This window comes from Geomonas subterranea, assembly GCF_019063845.1.
GTDB lineage: Bacteria > Desulfobacterota > Desulfuromonadia > Geobacterales > Geobacteraceae > Geomonas > Geomonas subterranea.
The window spans coordinates 4703184-4717591 of the sequence record NZ_CP077683.1; the positions used below are offsets into that span (position 1 = coordinate 4703184).

General features: G+C 61.1%; 13 protein-coding genes and 4 tRNA genes. 14 read left to right on the forward strand and 3 right to left on the reverse strand.

The genetic code is table 11. The features are described 5' to 3' along the window. Positions 1 to 76: 76 nt before the first annotated feature. Both glgC and KP001_RS20500 read right to left on the reverse strand, forming a co-directional pair. Entirely contained in the window at positions 77 to 1318 is a 1242-nt protein-coding gene (glgC, locus tag KP001_RS20495; protein WP_217287364.1) for a glucose-1-phosphate adenylyltransferase, read from the reverse strand. A gap of 49 nt (positions 1319 to 1367) precedes the next feature. Then, positions 1368 to 2627: a ChaN family lipoprotein gene (locus KP001_RS20500; protein ID WP_217287365.1), complete on the reverse strand. Its 1260-nt coding sequence runs from the start codon at positions 2625 to 2627 to the stop codon at positions 1368 to 1370. Between the two features lie 428 nt (positions 2628 to 3055). Here KP001_RS20500 and leuB point away from each other — a divergent pair, with 428 nt between their 5' ends. From leuB to KP001_RS20545, 9 genes are all read left to right on the forward strand, one after another. Then, positions 3056 to 4144 carry a 3-isopropylmalate dehydrogenase gene (leuB, locus tag KP001_RS20505; protein WP_217287366.1) on the forward strand — a complete coding sequence of 363 codons (1089 nt, stop codon included), beginning with the start codon at positions 3056 to 3058 and terminating at the stop codon, positions 4142 to 4144. 72 nt (positions 4145 to 4216) lie between these two features. Then, positions 4217 to 5314, forward strand: a complete 1098-nt coding sequence (asd, locus tag KP001_RS20510; RefSeq protein WP_217287367.1) for an aspartate-semialdehyde dehydrogenase — start codon at positions 4217 to 4219, stop codon at positions 5312 to 5314. A 139-nt stretch (positions 5315 to 5453) separates the two neighbouring features. Then, positions 5454 to 6473 carry an aspartate-semialdehyde dehydrogenase gene (locus KP001_RS20515; RefSeq protein ID WP_217287368.1) on the forward strand — a complete coding sequence of 340 codons (1020 nt, stop codon included), beginning with the start codon at positions 5454 to 5456 and terminating at the stop codon, positions 6471 to 6473. 142 nt (positions 6474 to 6615) lie between these two features. Further along, positions 6616 to 7368 carry a tRNA pseudouridine(38-40) synthase TruA gene (gene truA, locus KP001_RS20520; RefSeq protein ID WP_217287369.1) on the forward strand — a complete coding sequence of 251 codons (753 nt, stop codon included), beginning with the start codon at positions 6616 to 6618 and terminating at the stop codon, positions 7366 to 7368. A 123-nt stretch (positions 7369 to 7491) separates the two neighbouring features. Then, complete coding sequence (gene rplM, locus KP001_RS20525) at positions 7492 to 7920, forward strand: 50S ribosomal protein L13 (RefSeq protein ID WP_216512184.1); 429 nt, start codon at positions 7492 to 7494, stop codon at positions 7918 to 7920. Between the two features lie 22 nt (positions 7921 to 7942). After that, a complete protein-coding gene (rpsI, locus tag KP001_RS20530) occupies positions 7943 to 8332 on the forward strand; it encodes a 30S ribosomal protein S9 (protein ID WP_015719162.1) in 390 nt (129 codons plus the stop codon). 275 nt (positions 8333 to 8607) lie between these two features. Then, positions 8608 to 9648: an N-acetyl-gamma-glutamyl-phosphate reductase gene (gene argC, locus KP001_RS20535; RefSeq protein ID WP_217287370.1), complete on the forward strand. Its 1041-nt coding sequence runs from the start codon at positions 8608 to 8610 to the stop codon at positions 9646 to 9648. A gap of 120 nt (positions 9649 to 9768) precedes the next feature. Then, positions 9769 to 11574, forward strand: a complete 1806-nt coding sequence (locus KP001_RS20540) for a YgiQ family radical SAM protein (RefSeq protein ID WP_217287371.1) — start codon at positions 9769 to 9771, stop codon at positions 11572 to 11574. Between the two features lie 2 nt (positions 11575 to 11576). Then, entirely contained in the window at positions 11577 to 11876 is a 300-nt protein-coding gene (locus tag KP001_RS20545; protein WP_217287372.1) for a YciI-like protein, read from the forward strand. A 7-nt stretch (positions 11877 to 11883) separates the two neighbouring features. Here KP001_RS20545 and KP001_RS20550 read toward each other — a convergent pair whose 3' ends face one another. Continuing rightward, a complete protein-coding gene (locus KP001_RS20550) occupies positions 11884 to 12165 on the reverse strand; it encodes a DUF2917 domain-containing protein (RefSeq protein ID WP_217287373.1) in 282 nt (93 codons plus the stop codon). A gap of 522 nt (positions 12166 to 12687) precedes the next feature. Between KP001_RS20550 and KP001_RS20555 the strand changes: the two genes are divergently transcribed. From KP001_RS20555 to tuf, 5 genes are all read left to right on the forward strand, one after another. Beyond that, positions 12688 to 12763: transfer RNA gene (locus KP001_RS20555), tRNA-Thr, on the forward strand. Positions 12764 to 12794: 31 nt separating this feature from the next. Then, positions 12795 to 12879, forward strand: a tRNA-Tyr gene (locus KP001_RS20560). Between the two features lie 110 nt (positions 12880 to 12989). After that, positions 12990 to 13066, forward strand: a tRNA-Gly gene (locus tag KP001_RS20565). Positions 13067 to 13078: 12 nt separating this feature from the next. After that, a tRNA-Thr gene (locus tag KP001_RS20570) sits at positions 13079 to 13154 on the forward strand. A gap of 62 nt (positions 13155 to 13216) precedes the next feature. Continuing rightward, positions 13217 to 14407: an elongation factor Tu gene (gene tuf, locus KP001_RS20575; RefSeq protein ID WP_217287374.1), complete on the forward strand. Its 1191-nt coding sequence runs from the start codon at positions 13217 to 13219 to the stop codon at positions 14405 to 14407. Position 14408 lies beyond the last annotated feature (1 nt).

The window sequence follows — 14408 nt, forward strand, 5'->3', positions numbered from 1 at the left end:
CGCCCGTGGGGCGTCCGGCTGCGGTGGCCGAGGTCGTTGCGGCTTTTCCGGCGCTGCGGCCTGCTGCGCCCCAGCGCTACTTTGCTTCCGCCATCGAGACCACGACGATGCCCGATTCGGTGACCCGGTATCCCTTGGCGAGGTCTTCATCGTGGTCATAGCCGATCTCGGTGCCGTCGGGGATGACCACGTTCTTGTCGATGATGGTGCGCTTGATCTTAACGTGACGCCCTACGGTGACGTTCTCGAAGAGGATGGAATCCTCCACTTCGCTGTAGCTGTTCACCTTGCAGCGCGGCCCGAGGATGGTGCGGCGCACCGTGGCGCCGCTGGTGATGCAGCCGGCGCAGACGTAGGAGTCGATGTTCATGCCGCGCCTTCCCTCCTCGTCGAACACCGTCTTCGCCGGCGGCAGGTTCCCCTGGTTGGTCAGGATGGGCCACTTGTAGTTGTACAGGTTGAGCTGCGGCGAGACGTGGATCAGGTCCATGTTCGCCTCGTAGTACGACTCGATGGTGCCGACGTCCTTCCAGTAACCTTTCTCCTCCGCCTTCATCCCCGGGATGATGTTGTCGTTGAAGTTGTAGGCGAACACCTTGTCCTTTTTCTCCAGCATCATCGGGATGACGTGCTTGCCGAAGTCCAGGTCCTCGTACATCTTCTTTCCTTCCTGAAGCACCTCGATCAGTTTCTTGGTGGAGAAGATGTAGTTCCCCATGGAGGCGAAGCAGGTGTCCCTGCCCGGGATGCTCTCCGGGTGCTTCGGCTTTTCGGTGAAGGCGGTGATCTTGTAGTCGTCGTCCACCGAGAAGACCCCGAAGCGGCTGGCATCCTGGACCGGTACTTCGAGGGCGGCGACGGTCAAATCGGCCCGGTTTCTGCGGTGGTAGTCGATCATCTGGCTCACGTCCATCTTGTAGATGTGGTCTCCGCCGAAGATGGCCACGTAGTCCGCGTCCGAGGACTCGACGAAACGCAGGTACTGCAGGATGGCGTCGGCCGTTCCCTTGAACCACTCCTCGTTCTCCGAGCTGGTTTCGGGCGAGATGGCGACGAAGAACTCCCCCAGCCCGGTCCATTTGCCCCAGGACTCCCTGATGTGCTTGTTGAGGGAGTACGCGCGGTACTGGGTCAGGATGTAGACCTTCTTGATCCCGGAGTTGAACAGGTTGCTCAAGACGAAGTCGATGATCTTGTATTTGCCGCCGAACATGACGCTCGGCTTGGCCCTTCTGATGGTGAGGGGGCTGAGGCGCTCCCCCTTGCCGCCGGCAAGCACCATGGCGATGGTGTTTCCTACATTACTCATTGCGTACATGCGGTGTTTTTCCTCCGGTGTGGCGGTCGGGTTCGCTGCCCGGCCGGTGTCAGGGCTTGCCGTGTTTAGGCGCCTCTCCTATCTTGAATAGCACTTCGAGATCCAGAATCTCTCCCTTTCTCTCCAGCTTCAGCGTGGACTTGTCCCCCACATGCTTCTGCTTCACCGCGTAGACCAGGTCGAGGCTCTCTTTCAACTGTTCTTTGTCCAGTGAGAGCAGCAGGTCCCCCTTCTGCACCCCGGCCCGGGCGGCGTTGGACTCGGGGACCACCGTGTTTACCACCAGGCCTCGCCCCTTCGGGTCGGGCTCGAACATGACGCCGAGCAGTACCCCCTGCTTGGGGAGCCCCTCGTAGGCGTAGTTCACCAGGAAATCGAAGGGGACGCTCGGGAAGTCCGGAAGCGTCACGTCCATCATCACCGGCTTTTCGGCGCGCTGCACCGTGAGCTCGCGACCGCCGATGGTGGCGTAGGACGTGGGGAGACGGCGGAAGACGCGGCGCGGGATGCCGAAGCCGTAGCTTATGTGATTGCCGCCGGCGACTACCACGAGATGGCGCTCCTTCCCTTCGGGGCTGGTCAGGTAGCGTACGGCGGATTCCGCCATGGTTTCGTCCCACAGCGTCTGGGCCCTGATGAAGCCGTCGATGGCCATCTTGCCGTGGCTGTTGTGCCCTGAGAAGATGCTTTCGGTCTGGGCGCGCTGGTAGGGGTCGGTGAGGTCCATCTGCGGCAGCTGCGCCTTCTGCTCGGCGGTGAGTTCCTCGAGCGGCTTGGTGCGCACAGCCTGCACCAGCTCCTTCTCGGCGTTGAGCGCGATCACCGGGATGTGCTTCTCCTTGGCGTAGAGGAGCAGGTCCCGGTAGTAGGCGAAGTCCATCTTCCAGTTGTCGTACCAGCGCGACGCCTTAAGAAACGCCTTCTCGTCCAGTTCCCCCGCGATCCAGCGGTCCAGGACCGGCTGCTGCGACTTGACGAACATCTCCATCCCGAGGGCCGCCTTGCCGGGGTAGCGCTGCTCTATCGCCTTCAGGGTGTCGAGCTCAAGGCGGTGGGCTGCCGGGTTGTCGTGGGTCTCGCCGACGTAGACCACGCGGGCATCGGTGACGACGTCGAACATCTGCTGCGGCGTTACCAGGCTCCCGGTGGGGAGGTGGACGATGTCGCCGATCTCCGGCGCCTTCTGCAGGGGGTACGGGTTCTCAGGGTCGCCGAGCACGTGTCTGCCGGCTGCGGGCGTCGAACAGGCGGTCATGGTGAGCAGGGAGAGGGCAGCGGCAAGCTGTCCCAGGCGTGCGATGGATAGCATTTCATCTCCTGAAAATATAATGTTCCCTCTGGGGGGACGGTCATGGTGTTCATGGCTCCATCGAGGGGGTACGGCTTGGTAGATGCGGCAATGATACCTACTCTAATGAACTTGTCCAGTCTCTGCTTCTCGTTAGCGCCTCTTCGCAGGGGAGTGTCCGCGAGGAGGGAACTGGAGCGGGACCAGCTTTGAGCTTGACGAGGAATGTACCACAACACCTCATGAAGATAAACTGAAAGTTTTATTTTTCTCTAATAAAGCGACATTGGTGGCGCTCTTTGCCAGTCATGACTGAACCAGTCGCCAAAGCATTAACTCATAGTCATGGTTTGGCCCGCTAAACGTATGTTTGACGGCCTTTTTTATGTTGACAATATTACTGTCCCGCAAATAGAATCGCTAATTTAATACATATCGGAGGTTGTGCAATGGGACAGCTTTTTAAAGTGGCGGTGCTGCCGGGTGACGGCATCGGCCCGGAGGTTATGGCGGAAGCGCTGAAGGTGCTGGACGCGATCGAGAAACGCCATGAAGTGAAATTCGAGCGTACCCACGCCAATGTCGGCGGCGCGGGGATCGACCTGGAAGGGCGTGCCCTCCCGGAGACTACAGTAAATATATGCAAGGCTGCTGACGCCATCCTGTTCGGCTCGGTGGGCGGTCCCAAGTGGGAAACCCTTCCCCCGGATGAGCAGCCCGAGCGTGGCGCCCTGCTGCCGCTTCGCAAGATCTTCGGCCTGTACGCCAACCTCCGTCCCGCCATCATCTTCCCGTCGCTGACCAGCGCCTCCTCCCTGAAGGAAGAGGTCATCGCGGGAGGTTTCGACATCCTGGTGATCCGCGAGCTGACCGGCGGTATCTACTTCTCGCAGCCCAAGGGGATCGACGGGGCGGGCCGCGACCGCGTCGGCGTGGACACCATGCGCTACAGCGTGCCGGAGATCGAGCGCATCGCGCACGTCGCGTTCCAGGCGGCACAAAAACGCGGCAAGAAGGTCTGCTCCATCGACAAGGCCAACGTCCTCTCCACCTCCGTGCTCTGGCGTGAGATCGTGATCAACATCGCCAAGGAGTACCCGGACGTCGAGCTTTCCCACATGTATGTGGACAACGCCGCGATGCAGCTGGTAAGGTGGCCCAAGCAGTTCGACGTGATCCTGTGCGAGAACATGTTCGGCGACATCCTCTCCGACGAGGCGGCCATGCTGACCGGCTCCCTGGGGATGCTCCCGTCCGCGTCGCTGGCCGAGGGAACCTTCGGCATGTACGAGCCCTCCGGCGGCAGCGCCCCGGACATTGCAGGTCAGGGGATCGCCAACCCGATCGCCCAGATCCTTTCCGCCGGCATGATGCTGCGCTACTCCTTCGGCATGGTCGAGGCGGCCGACGCCATCGACAACGCCGTCGCCAAGGTCCTTGACCAGGGCTACCGCACCCGCGACATCTACCAGGAGAAGGCCGGCGAGAAGCTGGTCAACACGAAAGAGATCGGCGACGCCATCATCGCCAACCTGTAAGAACGACACGATTGAGGCGGGGGAGACCCCGCCGCACATTCACACCTAATAAATTAGAAAGGAAGGTCGCCTATGAAAGTCGGAATGGTCGGTTGGCGTGGCATGGTTGGCTCGGTTCTCATGCAGCGCATGCAGGAAGAGAACGATTTCGCAGGTGTTGAGCCGGTATTCTTCACCACTTCGCAGGTGGGGCAGCCCGCTCCGCTGAACGCGGGGACGCTGAAGGATGCGTCGGACATCAACGAACTGAAGAAGCTGGACGTGATCATCACCTGCCAGGGGGGCGATTACACCAAGGCCATCCGCCCGGAACTGAAGAAGGCCGGCTGGAACGGCTACTGGATCGACGCGGCGAGCACCCTGCGCATGGAAGACGACGCGGTCATCATCCTCGACCCGATCAACCGCAACGTCATCGACGCGGCCCTCTCCAAGGGGATCAAGGACTACATCGGCGGCAACTGCACCGTGAGCCTCATGCTCATGGGGCTGGGCGGGCTCTTCAAGGCCGGCGTGGTTGAGTGGCTCTCCTCCATGACCTATCAGGCGGCCTCCGGCGCCGGGGCTCCCAACATGCGTGAGCTTCTCTCCCAGATGGGCGTCTTGCACGGCTCCGTGGCCGCGCAACTCGCCACCCCGGGCTCCGCGATCCTCGAGATCGACAAGAAGGTCACCGCCACCCTGAGAAGCGCCGAGATGCCGACCAAGGAGTTCGGCTTCCCGCTGGCCGGCAGCGTCCTTCCCTGGATCGACCGCGAGGTCGAGGACGGCCAGAGCCGCGAGGAGTGGAAAGGGTACGCCGAGACCAACAAGATCCTCGGCGCGGTGAACCCGATCCCGGTGGACGGCATCTGCGTCCGCGTGGGGGCGATGCGCTGCCACAGCCAGGCGATCACCATGAAGCTCACCAAGGACATCCCGATCGCCGAGATCGAGGACATGATCAAAAACGACAACCAGTGGGTGAAGTTCATCCCGAACAACAAGGCCGACTCCCTGGCGGGGCTCACCCCGGCAGCCGTTTCCGGGTCGCTGACCGTCCCGGTCGGCCGCGTTCGCAAGATGAAGATGGGGCCGCAGTACCTCTCCGCCTTCACCTGCGGCGATCAGCTCCTGTGGGGCGCCGCCGAGCCGCTGCGCCGCATGCTGCAGATTTTGAAGGAGCGTTAGGCTTCCGTCCCCCCGCCCCTTGGGGGAGGGGGCGTTTTCACCGGTGTTGGTAAAAGGTAGAGCAGCAAGTTGCGGAGCGCGTCGCCCGGCTATAACTGGTGGCGCGCTCCCGTTTTTGTCTTGAGGAGATGTAACGAGTATGAAGAAAACGTGGAATGTGGCAGTGGTGGGCGCGACCGGCGCCGTCGGCACACAGATGATCGAGTGCCTGGAAGAACGGAACTTCCCGGTGGGGAACATAAAATTCCTGGCCAGTGCGAGGAGCGCCGGGCAGGTGCTGGAGTTCAACGGCAAGCCGGTGCCGGTGGAGGAGCTGAAGCACGATTCCTTCGAGGGGATCGACATCGCGCTCTTCTCGGCGGGCGGGGCGCGTTCCGAGGAATTCTGTCCTTCCGCCGCCAAGGCGGGAGCCGTCTGCATCGACAACTCCAGCGCCTGGCGCATGGACCCGGACGTGCCGCTGGTGGTTCCCGAGGTTAACCCGCACGCCATCGCCGGCTACAGGAAGAAGGGGATCATCGCCAACCCGAACTGCTCCACCATTCAGATGGTGGTGGCCCTTAAGCCCCTGCATGACTTCGGCACCATCAAGAGGATCGTGGTCTCCACCTACCAGGCCGTCTCCGGAACGGGGAACAAGGCGATTGACGAGCTGCGCATCCAGACCGGCGAGCTTTTGAACTGCCGTCCGCCCAAGAACGAGGTCTATCCGCACCGCATCGCCTTCAACTGCCTGCCGCAGATCGATTCCTTCTGCGACAACGGTTACACCAAGGAAGAGATGAAGATGGTTAACGAGACCAGGAAGATCATGGAGGCCGACATCGCCACCACTGCGACCTGCGTCCGTGTTCCCGTCTTCTACGGCCACTCCGAGTCCGTCAATATCGAGACCGAGAAGAAGATCACCGTGGCCAAGGCGCGTGAACTCCTGGAGGACGCGCCGGGCGTGGAGCTGGTGGACAACCCGGCTAACGGCGAATATCCCATGCCGATGGACGTGGCGGGCGAGGACCTGACCCTGGTGGGGCGCATCCGCGAGGACGCCACCGTCAAGAACGGTCTGAACCTCTGGGTCGTCGCGGACAACCTGAGAAAGGGCGCCGCAACCAACGCCGTGCAGATCGCCGAGATACTGGTGGAGAAATATTTGAAGTAGGGTCCATCCTCCCTCTCCCTCCGGGTGAGGGTCGGGGTGAGGGCGCTGCACCAGGCGTTTGGTCGGTTCGTGGCGACACCCTCACCCCCAGCCCCTCTCCCGGTGGGCGAGGGGGGAATCGACGGGGCCACTCGAAAGGTATATGCGCAACATCAAGCTGATCATAGAGTACGACGGCACCGCCTACGCCGGCTGGCAGGTGCAGCCCAACGGGCTCACCGTCCAGGAGGTCATGGAAAAGGCGCTGGCCAGGATGCTCGGGGAGCATACCACCCTGCACGCCTCCGGCCGCACCGACGCCGGGGTGCACGCCCGCGGCATGGTGGCCTGCTTCAAGACCGAGCGCACCATGCCGCTGCGCGCCTTCCGCGAGGGGCTGAACACGCTGCTTCCCAGCGACATCGCAGTGCGCGACGCGGCCGAGGTGCCGCTCGACTTCCACCCGCGCTTCGACGCGCAGGGCAAGCACTACCGCTACACCATGCTGCTCGATGACCTCCGCTCGCCGCTGGTGCGCCACACCGCCTGGCGCCTCAAGGGGAAGCTCGATGTCGAGGCGATGCGCGAGGCATGCAGGCTCTTTGTCGGCGAGCACAACTTCGCCGCTTTCCGTGGCGCCAACTGCGCCGCCAAGACCACGGTGCGCCGCATCTACAGCATGGAACTGGTGCAGGAGGGGCGCCTGCTGCACCTGGACATCAACGGCAGCGGTTTCCTGAAGAACATGGTGCGCATCATCACCGGGACGCTCATCGAAGTGGGGCAGGGCAGGATGAGCTTGGCCGACGTAGCGCGCCTGCTCAAGGGGGGCGACAGGCAGAACGCCGGAATGACAGTCCCGCCCCAGGGGCTCTGCCTTATGCAGGTTTTCTACCCGGGGCAGAGCGGGGAATGATGCCACTTTAATAGAGCGTTAATTCTCTCCCCGGTTTTTTGTCTTGACATGGACGGACTAATCGATTAAATTCTCAATCTTCTGTAAGTTAATGTGCTAATTCCAGATAGCTGTGAGGTTTCAATGAAGACGCAAGTTGCCAAAAAAGAAGAAGTTACCAGGGATTGGTACCTGGTTGATGTGGATAGCAAGGTGCTCGGCCGTGTCGCGACTGAAATCGCCAACGTGCTGCGCGGCAAGAACAAGCCGACCTTCACCCCGAGCGTTGACACCGGCGACTTCGTCATTGTCGTGAACGCGGAGAAGATTGCCCTGACCGGCAATAAGTTTGCTAACAAGACCTACTACAGCCACTCTTCGTTCCCGGGCGGGCTGAAAGAGATCACCGCCGCCAAGCTCATCGACAAGAAGCCGGAAGAGCTGATCAAGAAAGCTGTCAAAGGCATGCTGCCCAAAAACAAGCTTGCCCGCCACATGCTGAAGAAGCTGAAGATCTACAGCGGCGGTGCTCACCCGCACGCGGCTCAGAATCCGAAGAATCTGAACATTTAATTCGTTCATCAGGAGATAGAAAATGGCAGTCAGCTTTTACGCAACTGGGAAAAGGAAGTCGTCCATCGCCAGGGTTTGGATCAAGCCGGGCAACGGCGAGATCATTGTAAATACCAAGACTCTTGACAGCTACTTCGGCCGCGAGACCTCCAAGATGGTGGTCATGCAGCCCCTCGAGTTGACCGAGAATGTCGGCAAGTTCGACATCTTCTGCACCGTCAAGGGCGGTGGCGACTCCGGCCAGGCCGGCGCCATCAAGCATGGCATCACCAAGGCCCTCATCGAGGCCGATGCCGACCTGCGCGGTACCCTGAAGAAAGCCGGGTTCATCACCCGCGACTCGCGCATCAAGGAAAGAAAGAAGTACGGCAAGAAGGCGGCACGCGCCAGCTTCCAGTTCTCCAAGCGTTAATCCGCTGCCGGGGACGATTGCTGTCTGTATTGCAAAGGGGGAATCCGTCAGGGTTCCTCCTTTTGCTGTTTCAAAAACCCTTAAACTAAAACCGTTGGCCACGGAGAAAATCTGAGGACATCTGAGAAAACCAAAAACAAAAAGGTTTTGCTTCTCTCAGATTTCCTCCGACGTTCTCCGCGGCTACCGGTTTTGAGGTTTAGGGTGTCAAGTCCGTAGGAGCTGTGCTAACATCAAGCTCCTATTCTTTCAGATGTAAGTAGAGGAGGACCTTCATGATCAAGGTTGCCATCGTCGGTGCCAGCGGCTATACCGGCGTCGAACTTATCCGTATCCTGCATGCCCACCCCGAGGTCGCCGTCACCTGCGTCACCTCCGAGCAGAGCGCCGGGCGCCCGGTGAGCGACGTGTTCCCCACCCTGCGCGGCAGGTGTGATCTCGTCCTGGAGAATCTGGAGCCGGTCGGGATCGCCGGGCAGGTGGACATGGTCTTCACCGCGCTGCCGCACAAGGCGGCCATGGCGGTGGTGCCGACGTTCCTGAAGATGGGCAAGGACGTGGTCGATCTCTCCGCCGACTACCGGCTGCACGATGCGGACGTGTACGGAAGGTGGTACGAAAAGCACCTGACCCCGGAGCTGCTGTCCCAGGCGGTCTACGGTCTTCCCGAGCTGCGCCGCGACAAGATCCGCGAGGCGAGCCTGGTCGCCAATCCCGGCTGCTACCCCACCAGCGTCATCCTCGGTCTGGCCCCGCTGTTGAAGGGGAAGGTGATCGACCCGAAGAGCATCATCGTCGATGCGAAGTCCGGGACCTCCGGCGCCGGGCGTAGCGCCAAGGTGGATAACCTCTTCTGCGAGGTGAACGAGGGGTTCAAGGCTTACGGCGTGGGGGGCGTGCATCGCCACATCCCCGAGATCGAGCAGGAACTCTCGCTTCTGGCCGGCAATCCGCTCACGATCTCGTTTACTCCGCACCTGGTTCCGATGGACCGCGGCATCCTGTCCACCATCTACAGTGTCCCGACCGGAAAGGTGAGCGCGGCGGAACTGATCACCCTGTACCAGGCCTTCTATGAGGGCGAGCCGTTCGTCAGGGTGCTTCCAGAGGGAGTGCTCCCCTCCACGGCGCACGTCAGGGGTTCCAACTTCTGCGACATCGGCGTTGTGGTGGACGACCGTACCGGCAGGATCATCGTGGTTTCCGCCATCGACAACCTGGTGAAAGGTGCCTCCGGGCAGGCGGTTCAGAACATGAACCTCATGTGTGGGCTTCCCGAAACCCTCGGCCTCGATTTCGTGGGGATCTTCCCGTAAAGTCAAAACCATTGGCCACGGAGAAAATCTGAGGACATCTGAGAAAATAAAAAACAGATAAGTTTTGCTTCTCTCAGATTCTCTCCGAAGTTCTCCGTGGCTGACGGTTTTAAGGTTCATATGAAACAGGCACGACCCAAGCAGTCTCCTTCCCGGTTCCTCCCCATCACCCTCTCCGAAGCAAAGGCTCGCGGCTGGAACGAACTCGACGTCATCTTCGTCTCCGGCGACGCCTACGTGGATCATCCATCTTTCGGAATCCCGCTGCTCGCGCGGCTCCTGGAATCGAAGGGGCTCCGGGTCGGCATCATCCCTCAGCCCGACTGGCGCAGCAAAGAGCCTTTCATGGCGCTCGGGCGCCCGCGCATGTTCTTCGCGGTAGCCGCCGGCGCCATGGATTCGATGGTTGCGCACTACACGCCGGCGCGGAAACTGCGCCGCGACGACGCGTACACTCCCGGCAACCGCCACGGTGCGCGCCCCAACCGCGCGACCATCATCTACACCTCCCGCCTCAAGGAAGCCTACCGTGACGTCCCGGTGGTGATCGGCGGCATCGAGGCGAGCCTCAGGCGCTTCGCCCACTACGACTTCTGGGAAGACAAGGTGCGCCGCTCCGCGCTCATCGATGCCAAGGCCGACCTGCTCATCTACGGCATGGGCGAGAGCCCCCTTCTCGAGCTGGTTCAGAGGCTGCAAAAGGGGGAGCCGTTCTCCTCCATACGCGACATTCGTGGCACGGCCTACCCCACGTCGGCCGCGCCGGAAACGGGCCCCGACTTGGTGGAGCTTCCGAGCTACGAGGAGGTGGCCGCCGACAAAGCCGCCTATGCCCGGTCGTTCCGCCTGCTGTCGGGGGAACAGAACCCCGGTTGCGCCAGGACTGTGGTCCAGCGCCACGCCCAGCGTTACCTGGTCTGCAATCCTCCGGCGTTACCGCTTTCCGGGCAGGCGCTGGACGCGCTCTACGCGCTCCCCTTCGTGAAAGCCCCGCACCCGGGCTACAAGGAAACGATCCCGGCTTACGAGCAGATCCGCAACTCGATTACCACGCACCGCGGTTGTTTCGGCGGCTGCGCCTTCTGCGCCATCACTCATCACCAGGGAAAGACGATCCAGTCCCGCAGTGAGCAGAGCGTGTTGCAGGAGTTGGAGCGGTTGGCGGCTCTTCCCTGGTTCCGCGGCAGCGTGAGCGACCTGGGCGGGCCGACCGCCAACATGTTCGGCCTATCCTGCGGCAACCCCGAGGCAGGCGCCAAGTGCCGCCGCGACAGCTGCCTGTTCCCGAAGATATGTAAGAACCTCGTCACCGACGACGCCGGCAGTTCCAGGCTCCTCGCCAAGGCCCGCCGCATCTCCGGCGTGAAGCACGTCGCCGTTTCGTCGGGGGTGCGCTACGACCTGATGGAGCGTCAGCCCCGGTACCTGCGCGAGTTGGTCTCGCACCACGTGAGCGGCCTCTTGAAGGTAGCGCCGGAGCATCTTGCCGATCGCGTCACGTCGGTGATGCGCAAGCCGGGGCACGACTGCTTCGACCGTTTCCGGGATTCATTCCAGAAGGAGAGCGCCAAGGCGGGGAAGAGGCAGTACATCGTGCCGTACTTCATCTCCGGGCATCCCGGCTGCACGCTGTCGGACATGGTGGATCTCGCCCTGATGCTGAAGCGGTGGGGGATGCGGGTGGAGCAGGTGCAGGATTTCACTCCTACCCCGGGGACGCTCTCTACCTGCATCTATCACACGGGTGTGGATCCCTTTACCGGGGAGAAGGTCTACGTGGCGCGGACGGACCGGGAAAAGGGGCTGCAGAAGTCGCTGCTTTTGTACCACGTGCCTGAGGAAAGGAAGAACTGCCTGGCGGCGCTTAAGGAGTGTGGCCGGGAGGATGCCGCGGTTGAATTGTTCGGGCCGAACAACAGGAGGTAGCCATGCATTATCTGTTGCTGTATGAAGTCGCTCCGGATTACCTGGAGCGCAGGGGCGAGTTTCGCGCGGAACACCTGGCCCTGGCCTGGGAGTCGGCGCAGCGTGGAGAGTTGATTCTTGGTGGTGCGCTCACCGATCCGGCCGACGGCGCGGTCCTCCTCTTCACGGCCGACACCCCCGAAGTGCCGGCTGCTTTCGCCAAGGCCGACCCGTACGTCCTGAACGGTTTGGTGGCGAAGTGGACAGTGCGCGGGTGGCATACCGTGGTCGGCGAGCTGGCCCACGCACCGGTTCACCCCTAGCTTTCCCCTAGAGAGGTCGCGGCAGGAAAGGTCCGGCAGGGGCCGCAGCAAGCGCGGCGCCGCGCTGCTCCGCGACGCCAGCTGACCTCATCTGCAATTCCGCTGTTTCGAGAGCCTCCGCCAGCGCCGGTTCCCCTTTGGAGAGCTCGAAGCTGCTTCCTTGGCGCACCAGGTAATCCCTGCCGTCCCCCTTCGTGAGCCAGATGGTCCCGGTGAGGCAGCGCAAGGTGAGGCCGTAGGCCCCTCCGGCGAGGTTCAACAGTTCCCCTTTTCCTAGCAAACACTCCATGGCGTCCTCCCTTTGTTTTAGCTGTGTCCACTATAGCCGTGCTTCATCTATGAGTACAGACACAGGAAAAGCGATTTCATGCCATGACAGTCGCGGGAAACTGTCACTGTATCCGCCGGAAAGGAGGTTGACTGTACCCTCGTTTCCCCGTCTTGTCGTGGGGTGCGTTCACCTCTTTGGATTGGGCCGAACCTTTCTCACTCAAAGGGGCCGATGGTCCCAGATTGAAGAGATATCGAGTCGTGTCCGAGTGCGCCACCGGGGGGGATAAAAGATGGATGGCAACGATAACATTGAAGAAAGCGGTTGCATCGGGGAAAAAGTGCTGGTATAGTCTCGCCTTCTTGCCCGCCCCGGTGGCTGGCAGGGGGAAAAGGTTTCGGCTGTATACGACATGCGGCGGAAAATAATTCGCACCGCGAGAAAAAAGATGTTGACAGTGAGACTCTTTTGCTTTAGAACAGGGATTCGCTTCGCAACACAAGGCGGGAAGCGAAAAGGGTAGCGGATGGTAGCGAATCAGCTGGCGTAGCTCAACTGGTAGAGCAGCTGACTTGTAATCAGCAGGTTGCGGGTTCGAGTCCCATCGTCAGCTCCAGATTGAAAAGTAAATAGCCTCACTTCTGTCTGGAGGGATTCCCGAGCGGCCAAAGGGAACAGACTGTAAATCTGTCGTCATCGACTTCGGAGGTTCGAATCCTCCTCCCTCCACCATACAAACTGCAGATGAGACGAGCATCTGCTCAAATCAGGAGACCTTAGGGTCGCTGGTACTGGTTGAGTGGAGAGCAAGTCGAGTCAAAAAACTTCAGAGCAGGGAATTGGCGGGAATAGCTCAGTTGGCTAGAGCATCAGCCTTCCAAGCTGAGGGTCGCGGGTTCGAGTCCCGTTTCCCGCTCCAAAAACAGAATATGCCCACATAGCTCAGTAGGTAGAGCACTTCCTTGGTAAGGAAGAGGTCACCGGTTCGAATCCGGTTGTGGGCTCCATCCCCTTCTAGAAAAAAGCATTCACATAACAGCTGTAGTAGATACATCAGGGAGGATTCCTCATGGCTAAAGCTAAATTCGAAAGAACTAAACCGCATGTGAACATAGGGACCATCGGTCACGTCGACCACGGCAAGACCACCCTGACCGCAGCTATCACCAAGGTGCTCGCCGGCAAAGGCCAGGCCGAGTTCAAGGCGTTCGACCAGATCGACAACGCTCCGGAAGAGCGTGAGCGCGGCATCACCATCGCCACCGCACACGTCGAGTACGAGACCGACAAGCGTCACTACGCTCATGTCGACTGCCCGGGCCACGCCGACTACGTCAAGAACATGATCACCGGTGCTGCGCAGATGGACGGCGCGATCCTGGTTGTTTCCGCAGCTGACGGCCCGATGCCGCAGACCCGCGAGCACATCCTGCTCGCACGTCAGGTCGGCGTCCCCTACATCGTCGTGTTCCTGAACAAGGCCGACATGGTGGACGACGAGGAGCTCCTCGAGCTGGTCGAGCTGGAAGTTCGCGAACTCCTCTCCTCCTACGACTTCCCGGGCGACGATATCCCGATCATCAAGGGTTCCGCTCTGAAAGGCCTCGAGGGTGACCAGGGCGAGCTGGGCGAGCAGGCCATCATGAAACTGATGGACGCCGTCGACGCCTACATCCCGGAGCCGCAGCGTGCCATCGACAAGCCGTTCCTCATGCCGGTCGAGGACGTGTTCTCCATCTCCGGTCGCGGTACCGTCGCCACCGGTCGTGTCGAGCGCGGCATCGTCAAGGTCGGCGAAGAGGTCGAGATCGTCGGCATCAAGGCAACCACCAAGACCACCGTCACCGGCGTCGAGATGTTCCGTAAGCTCCTCGACGAGGGTCGCGCTGGCGACAACATCGGCGCCCTGCTGCGCGGTGTGAAGCGTGAGGAGATCGAGCGTGGCCAGGTTCTCGCCAAGCCGGGCTCCATCACCCCGCACACCAAGTTCAAGGCAGAAGCCTACATCCTGTCCAAGGAAGAGGGCGGCCGTCACACCCCGTTCTTCAACGGCTACCGTCCGCAGTTCTACTTCAGGACCACCGATGTTACCGGCGTGGTTGACCTCGAGGCCGGTGTCGAGATGGTTATGCCGGGCGACAACGTCTCGGTAACCGTCAACCTGATCACCCCGATCGCAATGGACGAAGGTCTGCGCTTCGCTATCCGCGAAGGCGGCCGTACCGTCGGTGCAGGCGTCGTTGCCTCCATCATCGAGTAAG